At 74.1% G+C, this 14,664-nt stretch carries 12 protein-coding genes; 6 read left to right on the forward strand and 6 right to left on the reverse strand.

Annotation, left to right across the window (positions count from 1 at the left end; all coding sequences use genetic code 11):
* Window positions 1–2: 2 nt before the first annotated feature.
* The 6 genes from BUE29_RS16160 (at window position 3) to BUE29_RS16185 (ending at window position 8,899) form a co-directional block, all read left to right on the forward strand.
* The gene (locus BUE29_RS16160) at window positions 3–1,181 is read left to right on the forward strand and encodes a thiolase family protein (protein ID WP_073391582.1); all 1,179 of its coding nucleotides are present in this window, start codon (window positions 3–5) and stop codon (window positions 1,179–1,181) included.
* Window positions 1,181–1,945 (forward strand): 3-hydroxyacyl-CoA dehydrogenase, encoded by a 765-nt coding sequence (locus BUE29_RS16165; protein ID WP_073391450.1) that lies wholly within the window; start codon window positions 1,181–1,183, stop codon window positions 1,943–1,945. The genes BUE29_RS16160 and BUE29_RS16165 overlap by 1 nt, the downstream gene beginning before the upstream one ends.
* The gene (locus BUE29_RS16170) at window positions 1,942–2,811 is read left to right on the forward strand and encodes a crotonase/enoyl-CoA hydratase family protein (protein WP_073391451.1); all 870 of its coding nucleotides are present in this window, start codon (window positions 1,942–1,944) and stop codon (window positions 2,809–2,811) included. Before BUE29_RS16165 ends, BUE29_RS16170 begins: the two co-directional genes overlap by 4 nt.
* 6 nt (window positions 2,812–2,817) lie before the next feature.
* Window positions 2,818–4,020 carry an acyl-CoA dehydrogenase family protein gene (locus BUE29_RS16175; RefSeq protein ID WP_073391452.1) on the forward strand — a complete coding sequence of 401 codons (1,203 nt, stop codon included), beginning with the start codon at window positions 2,818–2,820 and terminating at the stop codon, window positions 4,018–4,020.
* Window positions 4,021–4,125: 105 nt separating this feature from the next.
* Window positions 4,126–5,283: an acyl-CoA dehydrogenase family protein gene (locus BUE29_RS16180; RefSeq protein ID WP_073391453.1), complete on the forward strand. Its 1,158-nt coding sequence runs from the start codon at window positions 4,126–4,128 to the stop codon at window positions 5,281–5,283.
* A gap of 4 nt (window positions 5,284–5,287) precedes the next feature.
* Entirely contained in the window at window positions 5,288–8,899 is a 3,612-nt protein-coding gene (locus BUE29_RS16185; protein WP_200800251.1) for an indolepyruvate ferredoxin oxidoreductase family protein, read from the forward strand.
* Window positions 8,900–8,963: 64 nt separating this feature from the next.
* On the opposite strand, the gene mftD is transcribed toward BUE29_RS16185, so the two are convergent.
* Genes mftD through mftB form a run of 6 tightly spaced genes read right to left on the reverse strand, consistent with a single transcriptional unit; the run spans window position 8,964 to window position 14,661 of the window.
* Entirely contained in the window at window positions 8,964–10,142 is a 1,179-nt protein-coding gene (gene mftD / locus BUE29_RS16190; protein ID WP_073391454.1) for a pre-mycofactocin synthase MftD, read from the reverse strand.
* Complete coding sequence (gene mftF, locus BUE29_RS16195; protein ID WP_073391455.1) at window positions 10,142–11,620, reverse strand: mycofactocin biosynthesis glycosyltransferase MftF; 1,479 nt, start codon at window positions 11,618–11,620, stop codon at window positions 10,142–10,144. Before mftF ends, mftD begins: the two co-directional genes overlap by 1 nt.
* Window positions 11,617–12,399 carry a mycofactocin-coupled SDR family oxidoreductase gene (locus BUE29_RS16200; protein WP_073391456.1) on the reverse strand — a complete coding sequence of 261 codons (783 nt, stop codon included), beginning with the start codon at window positions 12,397–12,399 and terminating at the stop codon, window positions 11,617–11,619. Before BUE29_RS16200 ends, mftF begins: the two co-directional genes overlap by 4 nt.
* Complete coding sequence (gene mftE, locus BUE29_RS16205) at window positions 12,396–13,157, reverse strand: mycofactocin biosynthesis peptidyl-dipeptidase MftE (RefSeq protein ID WP_234971489.1); 762 nt, start codon at window positions 13,155–13,157, stop codon at window positions 12,396–12,398. The genes BUE29_RS16200 and mftE overlap by 4 nt, the downstream gene beginning before the upstream one ends.
* Window positions 13,154–14,389 (reverse strand): mycofactocin radical SAM maturase, encoded by a 1,236-nt coding sequence (gene mftC, locus BUE29_RS16210; protein ID WP_073391457.1) that lies wholly within the window; start codon window positions 14,387–14,389, stop codon window positions 13,154–13,156. The genes mftE and mftC overlap by 4 nt, the downstream gene beginning before the upstream one ends.
* Window positions 14,386–14,661, reverse strand: coding sequence for a mycofactocin biosynthesis chaperone MftB (gene mftB / locus BUE29_RS16215; protein ID WP_073391458.1), 276 nt, complete (start codon window positions 14,659–14,661; stop codon window positions 14,386–14,388). Before mftB ends, mftC begins: the two co-directional genes overlap by 4 nt.
* Window positions 14,662–14,664 lie beyond the last annotated feature (3 nt).

A 14,664-nucleotide genomic window follows, 5' to 3' on the forward strand; every position in this document is an offset into this window, starting at 1 on the left:
AGATGCGTGACGCGGTGATCGTCGACATCGTCCGGACGGCCTCCGGGCGCGGCAAGCAGGGGGGCGCGCTGTCGGGCGTCCACCCCGTCGACCTGCTGGCCGAGACCCTGCGCGCGTTGGTCGTGCGCACCGGCATCGACCCGGGTCTGGTGGACGACGTCATCGTCGGCTGCGTGTCGCAGGTCGGTCAGCAGTCGGTCAACGTCGGGCGGCACGCCGTGCTCGCCGCCGGCTTCCCCGAGAGCGTGCCCGCCACCACCATCGACCGGCAGTGCGGGTCCAGCCAGCAGGCCGTGCACTTCGCGGCGCAGGGCATCGCGGCCGGTGCGTACGACGTCGCGATCGCCTGCGGCGTCGAGTCGATGTCGCGGGTGCCGATGTTCTCCAACACGCAGGGCCAGGACTACCTGGGTGCCGGCGTCGCCGCCCGCTACCCGGACGGCCTGGTGCCGCAGGGCGTCTCCGCCGAGCTGATCGCGCAGCGCTGGAAGTTCGACCGCGAGGCGTTGGACGAGTACTCGGCGACCTCGCACGCACGGGCAGCCGCCGCAGCCGGCGCCGGGCAGTTCGCCGACGAGATCGTGCCCGTCACGACCGGGTCGGCACGTCACGAGGTCGACGAGACCGTCCGCCCGACGACCACGGTCGAAGGGCTGGCCGGCCTGCGCTCGTCGTTCCGCAGCGACGAGTACGTGCAGCGCTTCCCCGAGCTGGAATGGCACATCACGCCCGGCAACTCCTCGCCGCTGAGCGACGGCGCCTCTGCCGCGCTCGTCGTGGCCGCCGACGTCGCCGAACGGCTGGGGCTGCGGCCGCGGGCCCGGGTCCACGCGACGGCCGTCTGCGGCGACGATCCGGTCCTCATGCTCATGGGCGTGGTGCCGGCGACCCGCAAGGCGCTCGACCGCGCCGGCCTGCAGCTCGACGACATCGACGCCTACGAGGTCAACGAGGCGTTCGCGCCCGTGCCGCTCGCGTGGGCGCGCGAGGTCGGTGCCGACCCCGCCCGGCTCAACCCCCGCGGCGGGGCCATCGCGCTCGGCCACCCGCTCGGCGCGTCCGGCACCCGGCTCATGGCCACGCTGCTCAACCACCTCGAGCAGACCGGCGGACGGTACGGGCTGCAGACCATGTGCGAGGGCGGCGGCATGGCCAACGCGACGATCGTCGAGCGGCTCTAATGCGCCTGGACGCTGGCGCCGCGCTCGTCACCGGTGGCGCGTCGGGCCTCGGTCTCGCCACCGTCGAGCGGCTCGCCGCCGCCGGGGCCGACGTGGTGCTGCTCGACCTGCCGTCCTCCGCCGGTATCGAGGTCGCCGACCGGCTCGGCGACCGGGTGCGGTTCGCCGCCGCCGACGTCACCGACGAGGCGGCCGTGACCGCCGCGCTCGACGCGGTCGCGGCCACCGGCCGGCCGCTGCGGGTCGTCGTCAACTGCGCGGGCATCGGGCCGCCGGCGAAGGTCGTGAGCCGGCGCGGCCCGTATCCGCTCGAGCTGTTCCGTAAGATCGTCGAGGTCAACCTGATCGGCACCTTCAACGTCGTCCGGCTCGCCGCGGAGCGCATCCTGGCCGAGGACCGCGACGGCGAGGAGCGCGGCGTCATCGTGAACACCGCGTCGGTGGCGGCCTTCGACGGCCAGATCGGGCAGGCCGGCTACTCGGCGTCCAAGGCCGGTATCGCCGGGATGACGCTGCCGATCGCGCGCGAGCTGGCCGAGCGGCAGGTGCGGGTCGTGACGATCGCGCCGGGGCTGTTCGAGACGCCGCTGCTCGCCTCCCTGCCCGACGAGGCCAAGGCGTCGCTGGCCGAGCAGGTGCCGCACCCGAGCCGGCTCGGCCGCCCCGACGAGTACGCGATGCTCGTCGAGCACATCGTCGCCAACCCGATGCTCAACGGCGAGGTCGTCCGGCTCGACGGGTCGATCCGGATGGGCGCGCGGTGACCGGCGGGGCCGACCCCGCCGGCGGCTACGAGACGCTGCGCTACGCCGTCGCCGACGGCATCGCCACGGTGACGCTGCACCGGCCCGACCGGCTCAACGCGTTCGTCGACCGGATGGGCGACGAGCTCATGCACGTCGCCGATCGCTTCGACGGTGACGACGACGTACGGGCCGTGGTGTTCACCGGCTCCGGTCGCGCGTACTGCGCGGGCGCCGACCTCGCCGGCGGCGGGGAGATCTTCGAGCGGCACGGCGGCGACGCCGGCTTCGACATGGAGCGCTTCGCCGACTACGGCGGCACCATCACCCGCCGCTTCTTCGACGCCCGCAAGCCGCTCATCGCCGCGGTCAACGGCCCGGCCGTGGGGCTCGGGGTGACGATGACGCTGCCGATGGACATCCGGCTCGCCGCGGAGTCCGCCCGCTTCGGCTTCGTCTTCGCCCGGCGCGGCCTCGTGCCCGAGGCGTGCTCGTCGTGGTTCCTGCCGCGGCTCGTCGGGATCGCCCAGGCCGCCGAGTGGACGTACTCGGGCCGGGTCTTCGACGCCGCCGAGGCGCTGCGGGGCGGGCTGGTGCGCAGCGTGCATCCCGACGCCGAGCTGCTGCCCGCCGCCTACCGGCTGGCCGCCGAGCTCACCGAGCACAGCGCACCGGTCGCGGTGGCGCTGACGCGCCACATGATGTGGACGATGCTGGGCGCGGCCTCGCCGGCGGAGGCGCACCTGCTGGACTCGCGCGGCATCTACCACCTGGGGACGAGTCGCGACGCCAAGGAGGGGGTGGCCGCGTTCGTCGAGAAGCGGGAGGCGCGCTTCCCCCTGCGGGTGTCCGGCGACGTCCCCGCCGTGTTCGACGACTGGAGCTGACGCCCCGTGGACTTCGAGTACGACGAGCGCACGCAGGAGCTCCGCGCCCGGCTGACCGACTTCATGGCCGAGTTCGTGTACCCGGCCGAGCCGCTGTTCGCCGACGACGCCACGAGCGGCTGGGAGCGGCCCGCGGTCATGGCCGAGCTGCGGGCGGCCGCAAGGGAACGCGGGCTCTGGAACCTCTTCCTGCCGCACCACTCGGACGGCGCGGGGCTCACGAACCTGCAGTACGCACCGCTGGCCGAGATCACCGGCCGCAGCCCCGAGATCGCGCCCGAGGTCTTCAACTGCAACCCGCCCGACACCGGCAACATGGAGTTGCTGAGCCTCTTCGGCACGCCGGCGCAGCAGGAACGCTGGCTGCGGCCGCTGCTCGCCGGTGAGATCAAGTCGGCGTTCTGCATGACCGAGCCCGACGTCTCGTCGTCGGATCCGGCGAACCTGGGCGCCCAGGCGGTGCGCGACGGCGACGAGTACGTCCTCACCGGCCGCAAGTGGTGGTCGACCGGTGGCATGAGCGAGGACTGCCGGGTGCTCGTCGTCATGTGCGTGACCGACCCGGACGCGTCGACGCGCGACCGCTTCAGCATGCTGCTCGTCCCGCGCGAGGCGGCCGGCGTGTCGGCCGTGCGCGGGTTGAGCATCTTCGGCTACGACCACCGCACCAGCGGCGGCCACGCGGAGATGTCCTTCGACGGGGTGCGGGTGCCCGCCGCGGACGTCCTCGGCGAGGTCGGCAAGGGGTCGGCCATGGCGCAGGCGCGGCTCGGCCCCGGCCGCATCCACCACTGCATGCGGATGATCGGCATGGCCGAGCGGGCCGTGGACCTGATGTGCGAACGGGCCACCCGGCGCTCGACGTTCGGCCGGTTGCTCGGCGAGCACGGTGTGGTGCAGCAGTGGATCGCCGACGCCCGGGTGCAGATCGAGCAGCTGCGCCTGCTGGTCCTGCGCACCGCGTGGCTGATCGACACCCGCGGGGCCCGCGAGGCCCGTCGCGACATCTCGGCCATCAAGGTCGCCGCGCCGCAGGCCGTCGAGTCGATCCTGGACCGCGCCATCCAGATCCACGGTGCCGCAGGCATGACCGCCGACCTGCCGCTGGCCATGCTGTGGGCCCAGGCCCGCACGATGCGCTTCATCGACGGGCCGGACGAGGTGCACCGCATGGTGCTGGCGAAGCGCGAGCTCGCCCGCTTCGCCTGATCCTTGACCACCCCCGAGCGCCGACCTAGACTGAACGAGCGCTAAGTCGGTAGAGCCAGGGATCCGCCACCCGCTCCCGGCGCAGAATCGTCCGAAAGGTTGATCATGCAGCGACATCTCTACGAGCCCGACCACGACGCCTACCGCGAGGCCGTCCGCGAGTTCGTCGACCGCGAGGTCGTCGGCAACGTGGAGCACTGGGAGGAGCAGCGGCTCATCGACCGCTCGGTGTGGATGGCGGCCGGCAAGCAGGGCGTCATCGGGCTCAGTGCCCCCGAGGAGTTCGGCGGTGCGGGGCAGCTGCGCGACTACCGCTTCCGCAACGTGGTGATGGAGGAGCTGAGCCGGGTCGGCGCGACCGGGCTCGCGTCGAGCTTCTCGCTGCAGGACGACATCGCCATCCCCTACATCGCGTCACTGGGAACGCCCGAGCAGCGCGAGCGCTGGCTGCCGCGGATGGTGAGCGGCGAGCTCATCGGCGCCATCGCGATGACCGAGCCGGGCACGGGCAGCGACCTGCGCGGCATCCGCACCGCCGCCGTCGCCACCGACGGCGGCTGGCGGGTCTCCGGCGCGAAGACCTTCATCACCAGCGGCATCCAGTCCGACCTGGTGATCGTCGTGGCCCGGACGGGCGCGCCGGGGGAGCGGTCCGCGCACAGCCTGCTCGTGGTCGAGGAGGGCATGGCCGGCTTCAGCCGCGGCCGCAAGCTGCGCAAGATGGGGCTGCACTCGCAAGACACCGCCGAGCTGTTCTTCGACGACGTCTTCGTCCCCACCGAGAACCTGCTCGGCGAGCTCGGCGGCGGCCTCGACCAGCTCAAGAAGCACCTGCCCCTGGAACGGCTGTCGATCGCGGCCGCGGCGGTGGCCGGCTCGACGGCGGTGCTCGACGCGACGCTCGCCTACGTCCGCGAACGCGAGGCGTTCGGCCAGCGCATCGCCGACTTCCAGAACACCCGCTTCGTCCTCGCCGAGGTCGCGACCGAGCTCGACGTCACCCGCTCCTACGTCGACGACGTCATCCGCGCGTGGAACGACGGGACGCTCACCGTGGTCGACGCCGCCAAGGCGAAGTGGTGGGCGTCGGAGGTGCAGAACCGGCTCGTGGATCGCTGCCTGCAGCTCTTCGGTGGCTACGGTTGGATGGAGGAGTACCCGGTCTCGCGCGCCTACCAGGACGCCCGCATCCAGAAGATCTTCGGCGGCACGAACGAAATCATGAAGGAGATCATCGGCCGTGACCTTGTCGGGAAGCGCTGACCGGGTGAGCTCGCCGGCGAAGCCCGACCAGGCACGACGCGACGACACCGTGGCGACGACGGGTGGCGCCACGGGCGGCGCGACCCCGCCGCCTTTCTCGCTCGACGACCGGTTCGCCGTCGTCGAGGGCGAGGTCTACCTGACCGGCGTCCAGGCGCTGGTGCGGGTGCTGCTCGACCAGCGACGGCGCGACGCCCGCCTCGGGCTGCGCACCGCCGGCTTCGTCAGCGGCTACCCCGGCTCGCCGCTCGGCGGCGTCGACCTCGAGCTGAACCGCCGCGCCGCGCTGCTCGCCGAGCACGACATCCGCCACCAGCCCGGCCTGAACGAGGACCTCGCCGCCACCGCCATCTGGGGCGCGCAGACCGCGGGGACGCTGCCCGCGCCGTTGTACGACGGCGTCTTCGGCATGTGGTATGGCAAGTCGCCCGGCGTCGACCGCACCGGCGACGCGTTCCGGCACGGCAACATCGGCGGCGTCGCCGAGTACGGCGGTGTCCTCGCGGTGGCCGGCGACGACCCCGACGCGCGCTCGACGAACTTCCCGACCGACACCAACGGCGCGTTCCACGACTGGGCGATGCCGATCCTGTTCCCCGGCACCATGCAGGACGTCATCGACCTGGGGCTGCACGGCTACGCGCTGTCGCGCGCCGCCGGCGTGTGGGTCGCGTTCAAGATGGTCACCGACATCGCCGACGGCTCGGGGACGGCGCACGTCGGACCCGACCGCGTCGACCCGATCGTCCCGAGCGTCACCCTCGACGGCCGGCCGTTCCGGCCGCAGCTGCGCGTCGGCACCCCCGGCCCGCCCATGCGCGAGGCGGAGCGCGACCTGTTCTCCGCGCGCACCGAGCTCGCCGCCCGCTACGTCGAGCTGAACGGGCTGAACCCGGTGGTCGTCGACCCGCCGGACGCCCGCATCGGCATCGTGGCCCCGGGCAAGGCGTACACCGACCTCCGCGAGGCGCTCACCACCCTGGGGCTCGACCACGACGACCTGGTCCGCGCCGGCGTCCGCATCAAGAAGGTGTCCGCGCTGTCGCCGGTGGCCGCGTCCGAGTGGCGCGCGTTCGCCGCCGGACTGCAGGAGATCGTCGTCGTCGAGGAGAAGCGCCCGTTCCTGGAGCGCTTCCTGCGCGACGCGCTCTACGGGCAGCCCGCGGCGCCGGCCATCGTCGGCAAGCGCGACGAGCGCGACGAGGCCTTCCTGCCGATCTCCGGCGAGCTGACGGCGGCGCTCGTCGCCCGCGTCCTCGGGCCGCGACTGCACGACCGGTGGGGCCTCGACGTCCGGCTGCCGCAGGTGGCCCGGGAACGCACGCTGCTGCCGCTGTCGACGGCGCGTACCCCGTACTTCTGCTCGGGCTGCCCCCACAACCGCTCGCTCGTCGTGCCCGAGGGCAGCCTGGTCGGCTCCGGCATCGGCTGCCACATCCTGCAGCTCGTCGTGCCGCGCCCCGAGTACGGCGAACTGGTCGGCTTCACGCAGATGGGCGCCGAGGGCGCGCAGTGGGTAGGCGCGTCGGCCTACACCGAGGCCGAGCACATCTTCCAGAACATCGGCGACGGCACGTTCCACCACTCGGGCAGTCTCGGGCTGCGCTTCGCGGTGGCGAGCAAGGCCAACATCACCTACAAGCTGCTCTACAACAGCGCGGTCGGCATGACCGGCGGCCAGGACGTCGAGGGCGCGATGACCGTGCCCGCGATCGCGGCGCTGCTCGAGGCCGAGGGCGTCGTGCGCACGATCATCACCACCGACGACCCGAAGAAGTACCGCCGCACCAAGCTGCCGAAGAACGCGAGCGTGCGGCACCGCGACGACCTGGTCGAGGCGCAGGAGGAGCTCGCCGCGCTGACCGGCGTCACCGTGCTGATCCACGACCAGCAGTGCGCCGCCGAGAAGCGTCGGCTGCGCAAGCGGGCCAAGCAGGCCGAGCCCACGACCCGCATCATGATCAACGACCGGGTGTGCGAGGGCTGCGGCGACTGCAACAGCAAGTCGCAGTGCCTGAGCGTGCAGCCCCTCGAGACCGAGTTCGGCCGCAAGACGACCATCCACCAGTCGTCGTGCAACCTCGACTACTCGTGCGCCAACGGCGACTGCCCCTCGTTCGTGTCCGTCGACGTCGAGAACGCGAAGAAGGCCGGCACGGCGGTACGGCTGCCGTCGGTGCCGCTGGTCGACCCGGTCGCGGTCGTGCCCACCGACGCGGTGAACATCCACATGACCGGCATCGGCGGCACCGGTGTCGTCACCACCAGCCAGATCATGGCCACCGCCGCTGTGCTCGACGGGCACCAGGTGCGCAACCTCGACCTCACCGGGTCGTCGCAGAAGGCGGGGCCGGTCGTCTCGCAGCTGCAGCTGTTCACCGGCGACGTCGAGCCCGCGACGACCATCCCCGCCGGTGGCGCCGACGTCTTCCTCGCCTTCGACCTGCTGGCGTCGGTGAGCGAACCCAACCTCGCGAAGGGCGACCCGCAGCGCACCGTCGTGGTCGCGTCCTCGTCCGTCGCACCGACGGGCCAGATGGCCTACAACTCCGCGATCCCGCTGCCCTCCGTCGCCGAGCTGCGCACGATGCTCGACGGCGTCAGCCGGGCGACCGAGAACGTCTACGTCGACGCCGAGGCGCTGGCGCGGGCCGTCTTCGGCACCCACATGGTCGCCAACTCCATCCTGATCGGGGCCGCGCACCAGGCCGGCGCGCTGCCGCTGTCCACGTCGTCGCTCGAGCAGGCGATCCGGCTCAACGGCACCGCGGTCGACAAGAACCTGGCCGCGTTCGCGTGGGGTCGGGCCGCCGTGCTCGACCCGGCGGGGACGGCGGAGGTCGTCGCGAAGGCCAAGGCCGCCGCGGCGCGGCAGGTGGCCGTCGACGAGCGCGCGGCCGCGCTGGCGGGCGGGGTCGAGGGCGTCGACGACGAGCTGCGGCGGTTGCTCACCGTCCGCGTCGCCGACCTCATCGGCTTCCAGAACGAGCGGTACGCCCGCCGCTACCTGCGCGTGGTGCGCGCCGCGGTCGACGCCGAGCGGCGGGTGGCCGGGGCTCCCGGCGACCTCGCCCGCGCCGTCGCGGCGGGCCTGCACAAGCTGATGGCCTACAAGGACGAGTACGAGGTGGCCCGGCTGCACCTGCTCGACTCCGCGCAGGACGCGGTGGTGACCGAGTTCGGCGAGGGCGCGGTCGCGTCGCTGCTGCTGCACCCGCCGGCGCTGCGTGCCCTCGGCATGAAGCGCAAGATCAAGCTGGGACCGCGTTATACCCCGGTCATGCGGGGCCTGCGGGGCATGAAGGCCGTGCGTGGCACGCCGTTGGACGTCTTCGGGTACGCCGAGGTCCGGCGCGTCGAGCGGGCGCTCGTGCAGCAGTACACCGCGATGATCGAGTCCGGCCTGCGCGGCCTCACCGCCGAACGGCTGCCGGCGCTCACCGAGCTCGCGGCCGCGCCGCAGGACGTCCGCGGCTACGAGCACATCAAGCTGCGCAACGTCGCGGCCTACGTCGACCGCGTGCGCACGCTCAGCGCGGCGGCCGGGGCGGACCCGAGCCTGGGCGACGGGCCGCTCACGCGGCTCTCGGCCCGTCCGGCCGAGCAGCCGGGCTGACCCCGCAAAACCACCGCTTTTGGCGGCAGGACGCAGCATGCTGCGCCCTGCCGCCAAAAGCGGGTCAGGCCGGGACGCCCAGGGTGCGCGTGAAGCCGTCGGGCACCAGCACGTGCTCGGGCGTCAGCTCGGCGAGCGACGACACCCCGATGCCCATGAGCGCCGAGTCGATCCCCGAGCGCAGCACGTCGAGGACGTTCTCCACGCCGGCCTGGCCGTTGGCGCCGAGACCCCACAGGTAGGCGCGGCCGATCATCACCGCGCGGGCTCCGAGCGCGAGGGCCTTGACGACGTCGCCGCCGCGGCGGACGCCGCCGTCGAGCAGCACCTCGATGTCGTCGCCGACGGCCGCGGCGATCGAGGGCAGGACCCGGATGGTGGCCGGGGTGCCGTCGAGGTTGTTGCCGCCGTGGTTGGAGACCGACAGTGCGGTGGCACCGGCGTCGACGGCGCGCCGGGCCTCGTCCACCCGGGTGACGCCCTTGACCATGAACGGCCCGCCCCACTGCTCGCGCAGCCAGGCGACCTGCTCCCACGTGGGCGGCGGCGTCTGCATCCACTCGCCGTAGACGCCGAAGAACGTCGGGGCGTCGGTACCGGGGTCCTGCATGTTCGGCACGGTGAGGTCCGGGATGCGCTTGGTGCGCAGGAAGTCGCGCAGCCACCGCGGCCGGGTGAGGGCCTCGGGGGCGAAGCGCACGGCCTCCTTGAGGTCGATGCGCTCCGGGATGCGCGGGCTGCCCCAGTCGCGGCCCATCGAGAACGACCAGTCGAGCGTCGCGATGAGCCCGACCGCCCCGGCGGCGCGGGCGCGCTCCATGCGCTGGACGATCTGGTCCATGCTGCCCGACCAGTAGATCTGGAAGAACGTCTGCGGGTTGGCGGCGACGACCTCCTCGACCGGCTTGCTCGCGAAGCTGGACAGCCCCATCGCGGTGCCCCGGGCGGCGGCGGCCCGGGCCACCGCGACCTCGCCGTCGGGGTGGACGGCCTGCACGCCGGTGGGGGAGATGACGACGGGCAGCGCGATGTCCTGGCCCATGACGTGCGTGCCGAGGTCGCGGGTCGCGGACTGGCCCGCCGTGCGCGGGGCCCAGCCGAGCTCGCCGAAGGCGGCCGTGTTGTCCTCGATCGTGACGCCGCGCTCGGACCCGGCGACGAGCGCCGAGTAGACGGACCTGGGCAGCCGCTTCTGCGCGCGGCGCTGGGCCTCGGCGACGCTCTCGAACCACGGGTTGGCCATCAGGTGCTCCTTCGACGGGTGGGGACGGGCCGCGCCCGCACGGGCAGCAGCGGGGTGATCGTGCGGTGCCGGACGCAGCCGGCGACGACGCCGGCGCCGTACGCGCAGTCGTCGGCGACGGCGGCGGCGGCGAAGCGGACGGGGTCGAGCTCCGGGCGGCGGCGGCGCCACTCAGTGAGCGCCGGGGCGAGCAGCAGCGCGAGGGCGCTCGTCCTGGTCCGGCGGCGTGTGGTGGCGAGCAGCAGCGCGGGAGCGGCGAACTGCACCGCGTAGCGGGCCACGCCGAGCCCGGTCTGCCCGACGCCGCGGACGACGTGCGCGGGCCGGACGGCGGTCGCGGGCAGGCCGGCCGCCGCCACCGTCCTACGGGTCGCGACCAGCGCGCCGGCCGCGGCGCCGACGGCCGTCATCGGCCGGCGGGCGAGCAGGGCGACGACGGCCGTGGTGTACCAGGGGTGCACGACCAGGGGAGCCAGGTTGCGCGGATGCTTGCGTGCCAGCGGCGCCGCGGACGTGCCGTAGCGGAACCGGCGCGCGAGCAGGCCGCGCCAGGTGTGCGGATCGTGGTGGGTGACGGTCGTGGCGGGGCAGTAGCGCACCTGCCCGCCGTCGGCGAGCAGCCGCCACACGAGGTCGACGTCCTCGCCGTAGCGCAGCGCGGGGTCGAAGACGTGACCGGCGCGGGCGACGTCGCGCAGCGCCTCGGTGCGCGCGACGAGCACCGCGGTCGGCACGTAGGACACCGGCGTGTAGGGCGCGACCCGGGCGGGCTCGGGGCCGAGGTCGAGGCTGCCGCGGGCGCGGCTGTAGCGCGCCGACGCGCTCGCCCCGCTCTCGGCGCGGATGCGCGGTGCCGCCGCCGCGGTGAGCGGGTCGGCCAGCTGGGCGGCGAGCTCGTGCAGCGCCGCCGGTGTCGCCTCGGTGTCGCTGTCGACGAGCGCGACCAGCTCGGTGGCGACCGCGGCGAGGCCGGCGTTTCGGGCGGCTCCGGGGCCGCCGTTCACGGCGAGGCGCACCACGCGGGCGCCGTGGCGCGCGGCGACCCGCCGGACGGCCGCCGCGTCGGGCGAGGCATCGTCGACCACGACGACGGGATGGACCCCGCCGAGCGCGGCGAGGGAGCGGTCGAGCTCGGCGGGCCGGTCGTGGACCGGGACCACGACCGTCAGCGACGGCACGCCGTCGCCCACCGGCGGTACGGGAGGCACCGGGTGCGCCATCCCAACGGCGACGAAGCGGCGGGCGACCAGCCCGCTCACCCGGCCCGCGACCGGCGCGCCGGAGCGCAGGTCCGCCCAGGCCTGCCGGCCGGCGGCCGAGAGCCGCAGCACGCGCGCCGGCTGTCCGCCGAACCACACCCCCGGCTCCACCTCCGTGGCGTCCGCGCCGGGGGTGACCCGGAACCCGTCGGGCAGCGGCACGTCCTCGACCGCGGGCCGGGCGGCGGTGGTGGTGGCCGCGGCCGCGGCGGTGCTCACAGCGCCAACCCGCCGTCGACCGGCACGACGGCGCCCGTGGTGCCGCTCGCGGCCGGGCTCGCCAGGAAGGCCAGGACGGCCGCGACCTCGCCCGGGTCGAGCAGCCGTCCGATGGGCTGCTGCGCGGCGAACGGGGTGGCGTCGGGCAGTGCGTAGAGTCGCGCGCTCTCGGCCAGGATGTCGGTGTCGGTCGAGCCCGGGCTCACGGCGTTGGCGGTGACGCCGGTCGGCCCCAGCTCGACGGCGAGCGCACGGATCGCGGCGGCGACGCCGGCCTTCGCGGCGCAGTAGGCCGCGAGCAGCGGGAGGCCGCGCGTCGCCGCCGCGGAGGCGACGGCGAGGAAGCGCCCGGAGCGCGGCGCGGGTCGCCGCAGCAGCGCGGGCACCGCGACGCGGGCGAGGTTGAGCGTGCCGGTCAGGTTGACGTCCACGACGGCACGTTCCTGCGCGAGCGGCACGTCGGGCTGCGGCACGCCCCCGGCGATGACGCCGGCGACGGCGACGGCCGCGTCCAGGCCGCCGAAGCGCTCCTCGGCCAGGGCGACGGCGGCGGCCAGCCCGTCGACGTCGCGGACGTCGGCCACGTGTGCGACGGCCTGCTCGCCGGCGGCGGCGACGACGGCGTCGAGTTGGGAGCGCGACGCCAGGGGATAGGGCAGGGCGGGATCGTCGGTGCACGCGTCGACCGCCACCACCTGCCAGCCCGCCGCGGCGAGGGCGGCGACGGTGGCCGCGCCGATGCCGCGGGCGGCGCCGGTGACCACCGCGACGCGGCTCATCCGGCTCGTCCGCTGGTGTGGATCGGGTCGTCGCGCGACCCGCTCGGGTCGGTGGCCCGTGGCCGGGCATCCGGCGCGAAGACCCGATCGACGAAGGCGACGAGCGCGCGTTCGAGACCGGCCAGCGTGGCCGCGCCCTCCTGCGCCGAGGCGCCGGTCGGGTCGCCGAGGACGCCGTTGGCACTCACCGCACGGACGCCGCCCGCGCGCAGCAGGGGCAGGACCTCGGCGATCGGTCGGGTGTCGCCCGGCCGTGCCGACGCGAGGTCGACGCGGCGGGCGTCCAACGCGAGCTGCAGGGACGTCTCGGTGCGGCCGGCGTGGGCGTCGACGTACCCGGTGGGACTCCACGCCTGCACCACCCGCCCCTCCGCGCGCAGCAGCGTGACCGCGCGCGTCAGCGGGGCGGCGTTGCCGCCGTGCCCCGACACGAACAGCAGCCGGCCGAACGTGAGCGACGCGGAGCGGCCGAGCTCGACGAGCAGGTGCTCCAGCGCGTCCTGACCCAGGGACAGCGTGCCGGCGAAGCCGTCGTGCTCGCCGCTGGAGCCGTAGGGGACGGCCGGTGCGACCACCACCGCCGGCCGCGCGGCGCCGAGCGCCGCGCACAGCGTCCCGGCGACGTCGGTGTCGGTCGACAGCGGCAGGTGCGGGCCGTGCTGCTCGGTGGCGCCGAGCGGCACCGCGAGGATCGACCCGGCCGCGGCGCGCTCGCGCACCTGCGGCCAGGTGAGGTCGCCGAGCAGCGTGGCGGTCACGCCGGCCGGAAGCCCGCGAGCGGGTTCTCGTCGCACGCCCGGTCGGCCGCGGCCGGCGGGGTCAGCGGGCGCGACGTCGAGAGGGTCACCGTGACCGGGGTGCGCCGCGGCGTGCGGGTCGTGCGGTGCGAGTGGTCGAGCGACGGCTTCGGCGCACCGGTCCGGTCGACGAGGGTGAGCATGCGCTCGCCGTGGCCCTTGACGCACTCCGGGTCGGGGCCGTCGAGGGGCAGGCCGGTGAAGAACTTCGCGGCCATGCAGCCACCGCGGCACGAGTCGAAGGCCGAGCAGCTCGAGCACGCGCCGCCGGTCTGCGGCTGACGCAGCTCGGTGAACAGCTCGGAGGTCTGCCACACGCCGCGGAAGCCGTCGGTGTCGCGGACGTTGCCGGCGAGGAAGTTCTCGTGGATCGCGAACGGGCACGCGTACACGTCGCCGACGGGGTCGACGAGGCACACGACCCGCCCGGCGCCGCACAGGTTGAGCCCGGGCATCGCGCCGTCGCCGAAACCGGCCAGGTGGAAGAAGGAGTCGCCGGTCAGCACGTTCTCGCCGTGCGCGACGAGCCAGTCGTAGAGCTCGCGCTGCTGCTCCGCGGTGACGTGCAGGTCGTCCCACACGTCGGCGCCGCGGCCCGACGGCCGCAGCCTGGTTATGCGCAGTTGTGCGTCATATCGGTCGGCGATCGCCTTGAAGGCGTCGAGCTGGCCCACGTTCTCACGCGTCATGACGACGGAGATCTTGAAGCCGCGAAAGCCCGCCGCCTTCAGATTCTCCATCGCGCGGATGGCCGTGTCGTAGGAACCGGGGCCGCGCACGACGTCGTTGATCTCGGCGGTGGCGCCGTCGAGGGAGATCTGGACGTCGACGTAGTCCGACGCGGCCAGCTGCGCCGCGACCGTCGGCGTGATCTTGACGCCGTTGGTGGAGAACTTGACCCCGACGTGGTGCTCGGTGGCGTAGTCGACGAGCTCCCAGAAGTCCGGCCGGACCGTGGGCTCGCCGCCGCCGATGTTGACGTAGAAGATCTGCATCCGCTCGAACTCGTCGATCAGCGCCTTGCACTCGGCGGTCGACAGCTCGCGCGGGTCGCGGCGGCCCGAGGACGACAGGCAGTGCACGCACGAGAGGTTGCAGGCGTAGGTGAGCTCCCACGTCAGGCAGATGGGCGCGTCCAGGCCGAACTGGAACTGCTCGACGAGCGGGAGCGGGGCGTCGGACAGTGCGGTCATGCGGGCGTCCTCTCGCAGATCATGCGTGACGTGGCGAGCGTGCCGAGGGCGGCGCGGTAGCGGGGGACCTCGGCGTCCGCGACCCCGGCGGCGACGCACGCGTCGCGGGCGGTGTCGAAGTCGGCGAGCCCCTGCAGCACGCGCAGCAGGGTGGGGTCCTTGAGGAAGGACAGCCGGCGGGTGCCGAAGTGGTACAGCAGCGCCCCGAAGCGTTCCGGGCGTACCGACACCTGGTCGTGCACCCGCCAGGCGGTGTCCAGGTCGAACGACATCGG

Source organism: Jatrophihabitans endophyticus, from assembly GCF_900129455.1.
Classification (GTDB): Bacteria; Actinomycetota; Actinomycetes; order Mycobacteriales; family Jatrophihabitantaceae; genus Jatrophihabitans; species Jatrophihabitans endophyticus.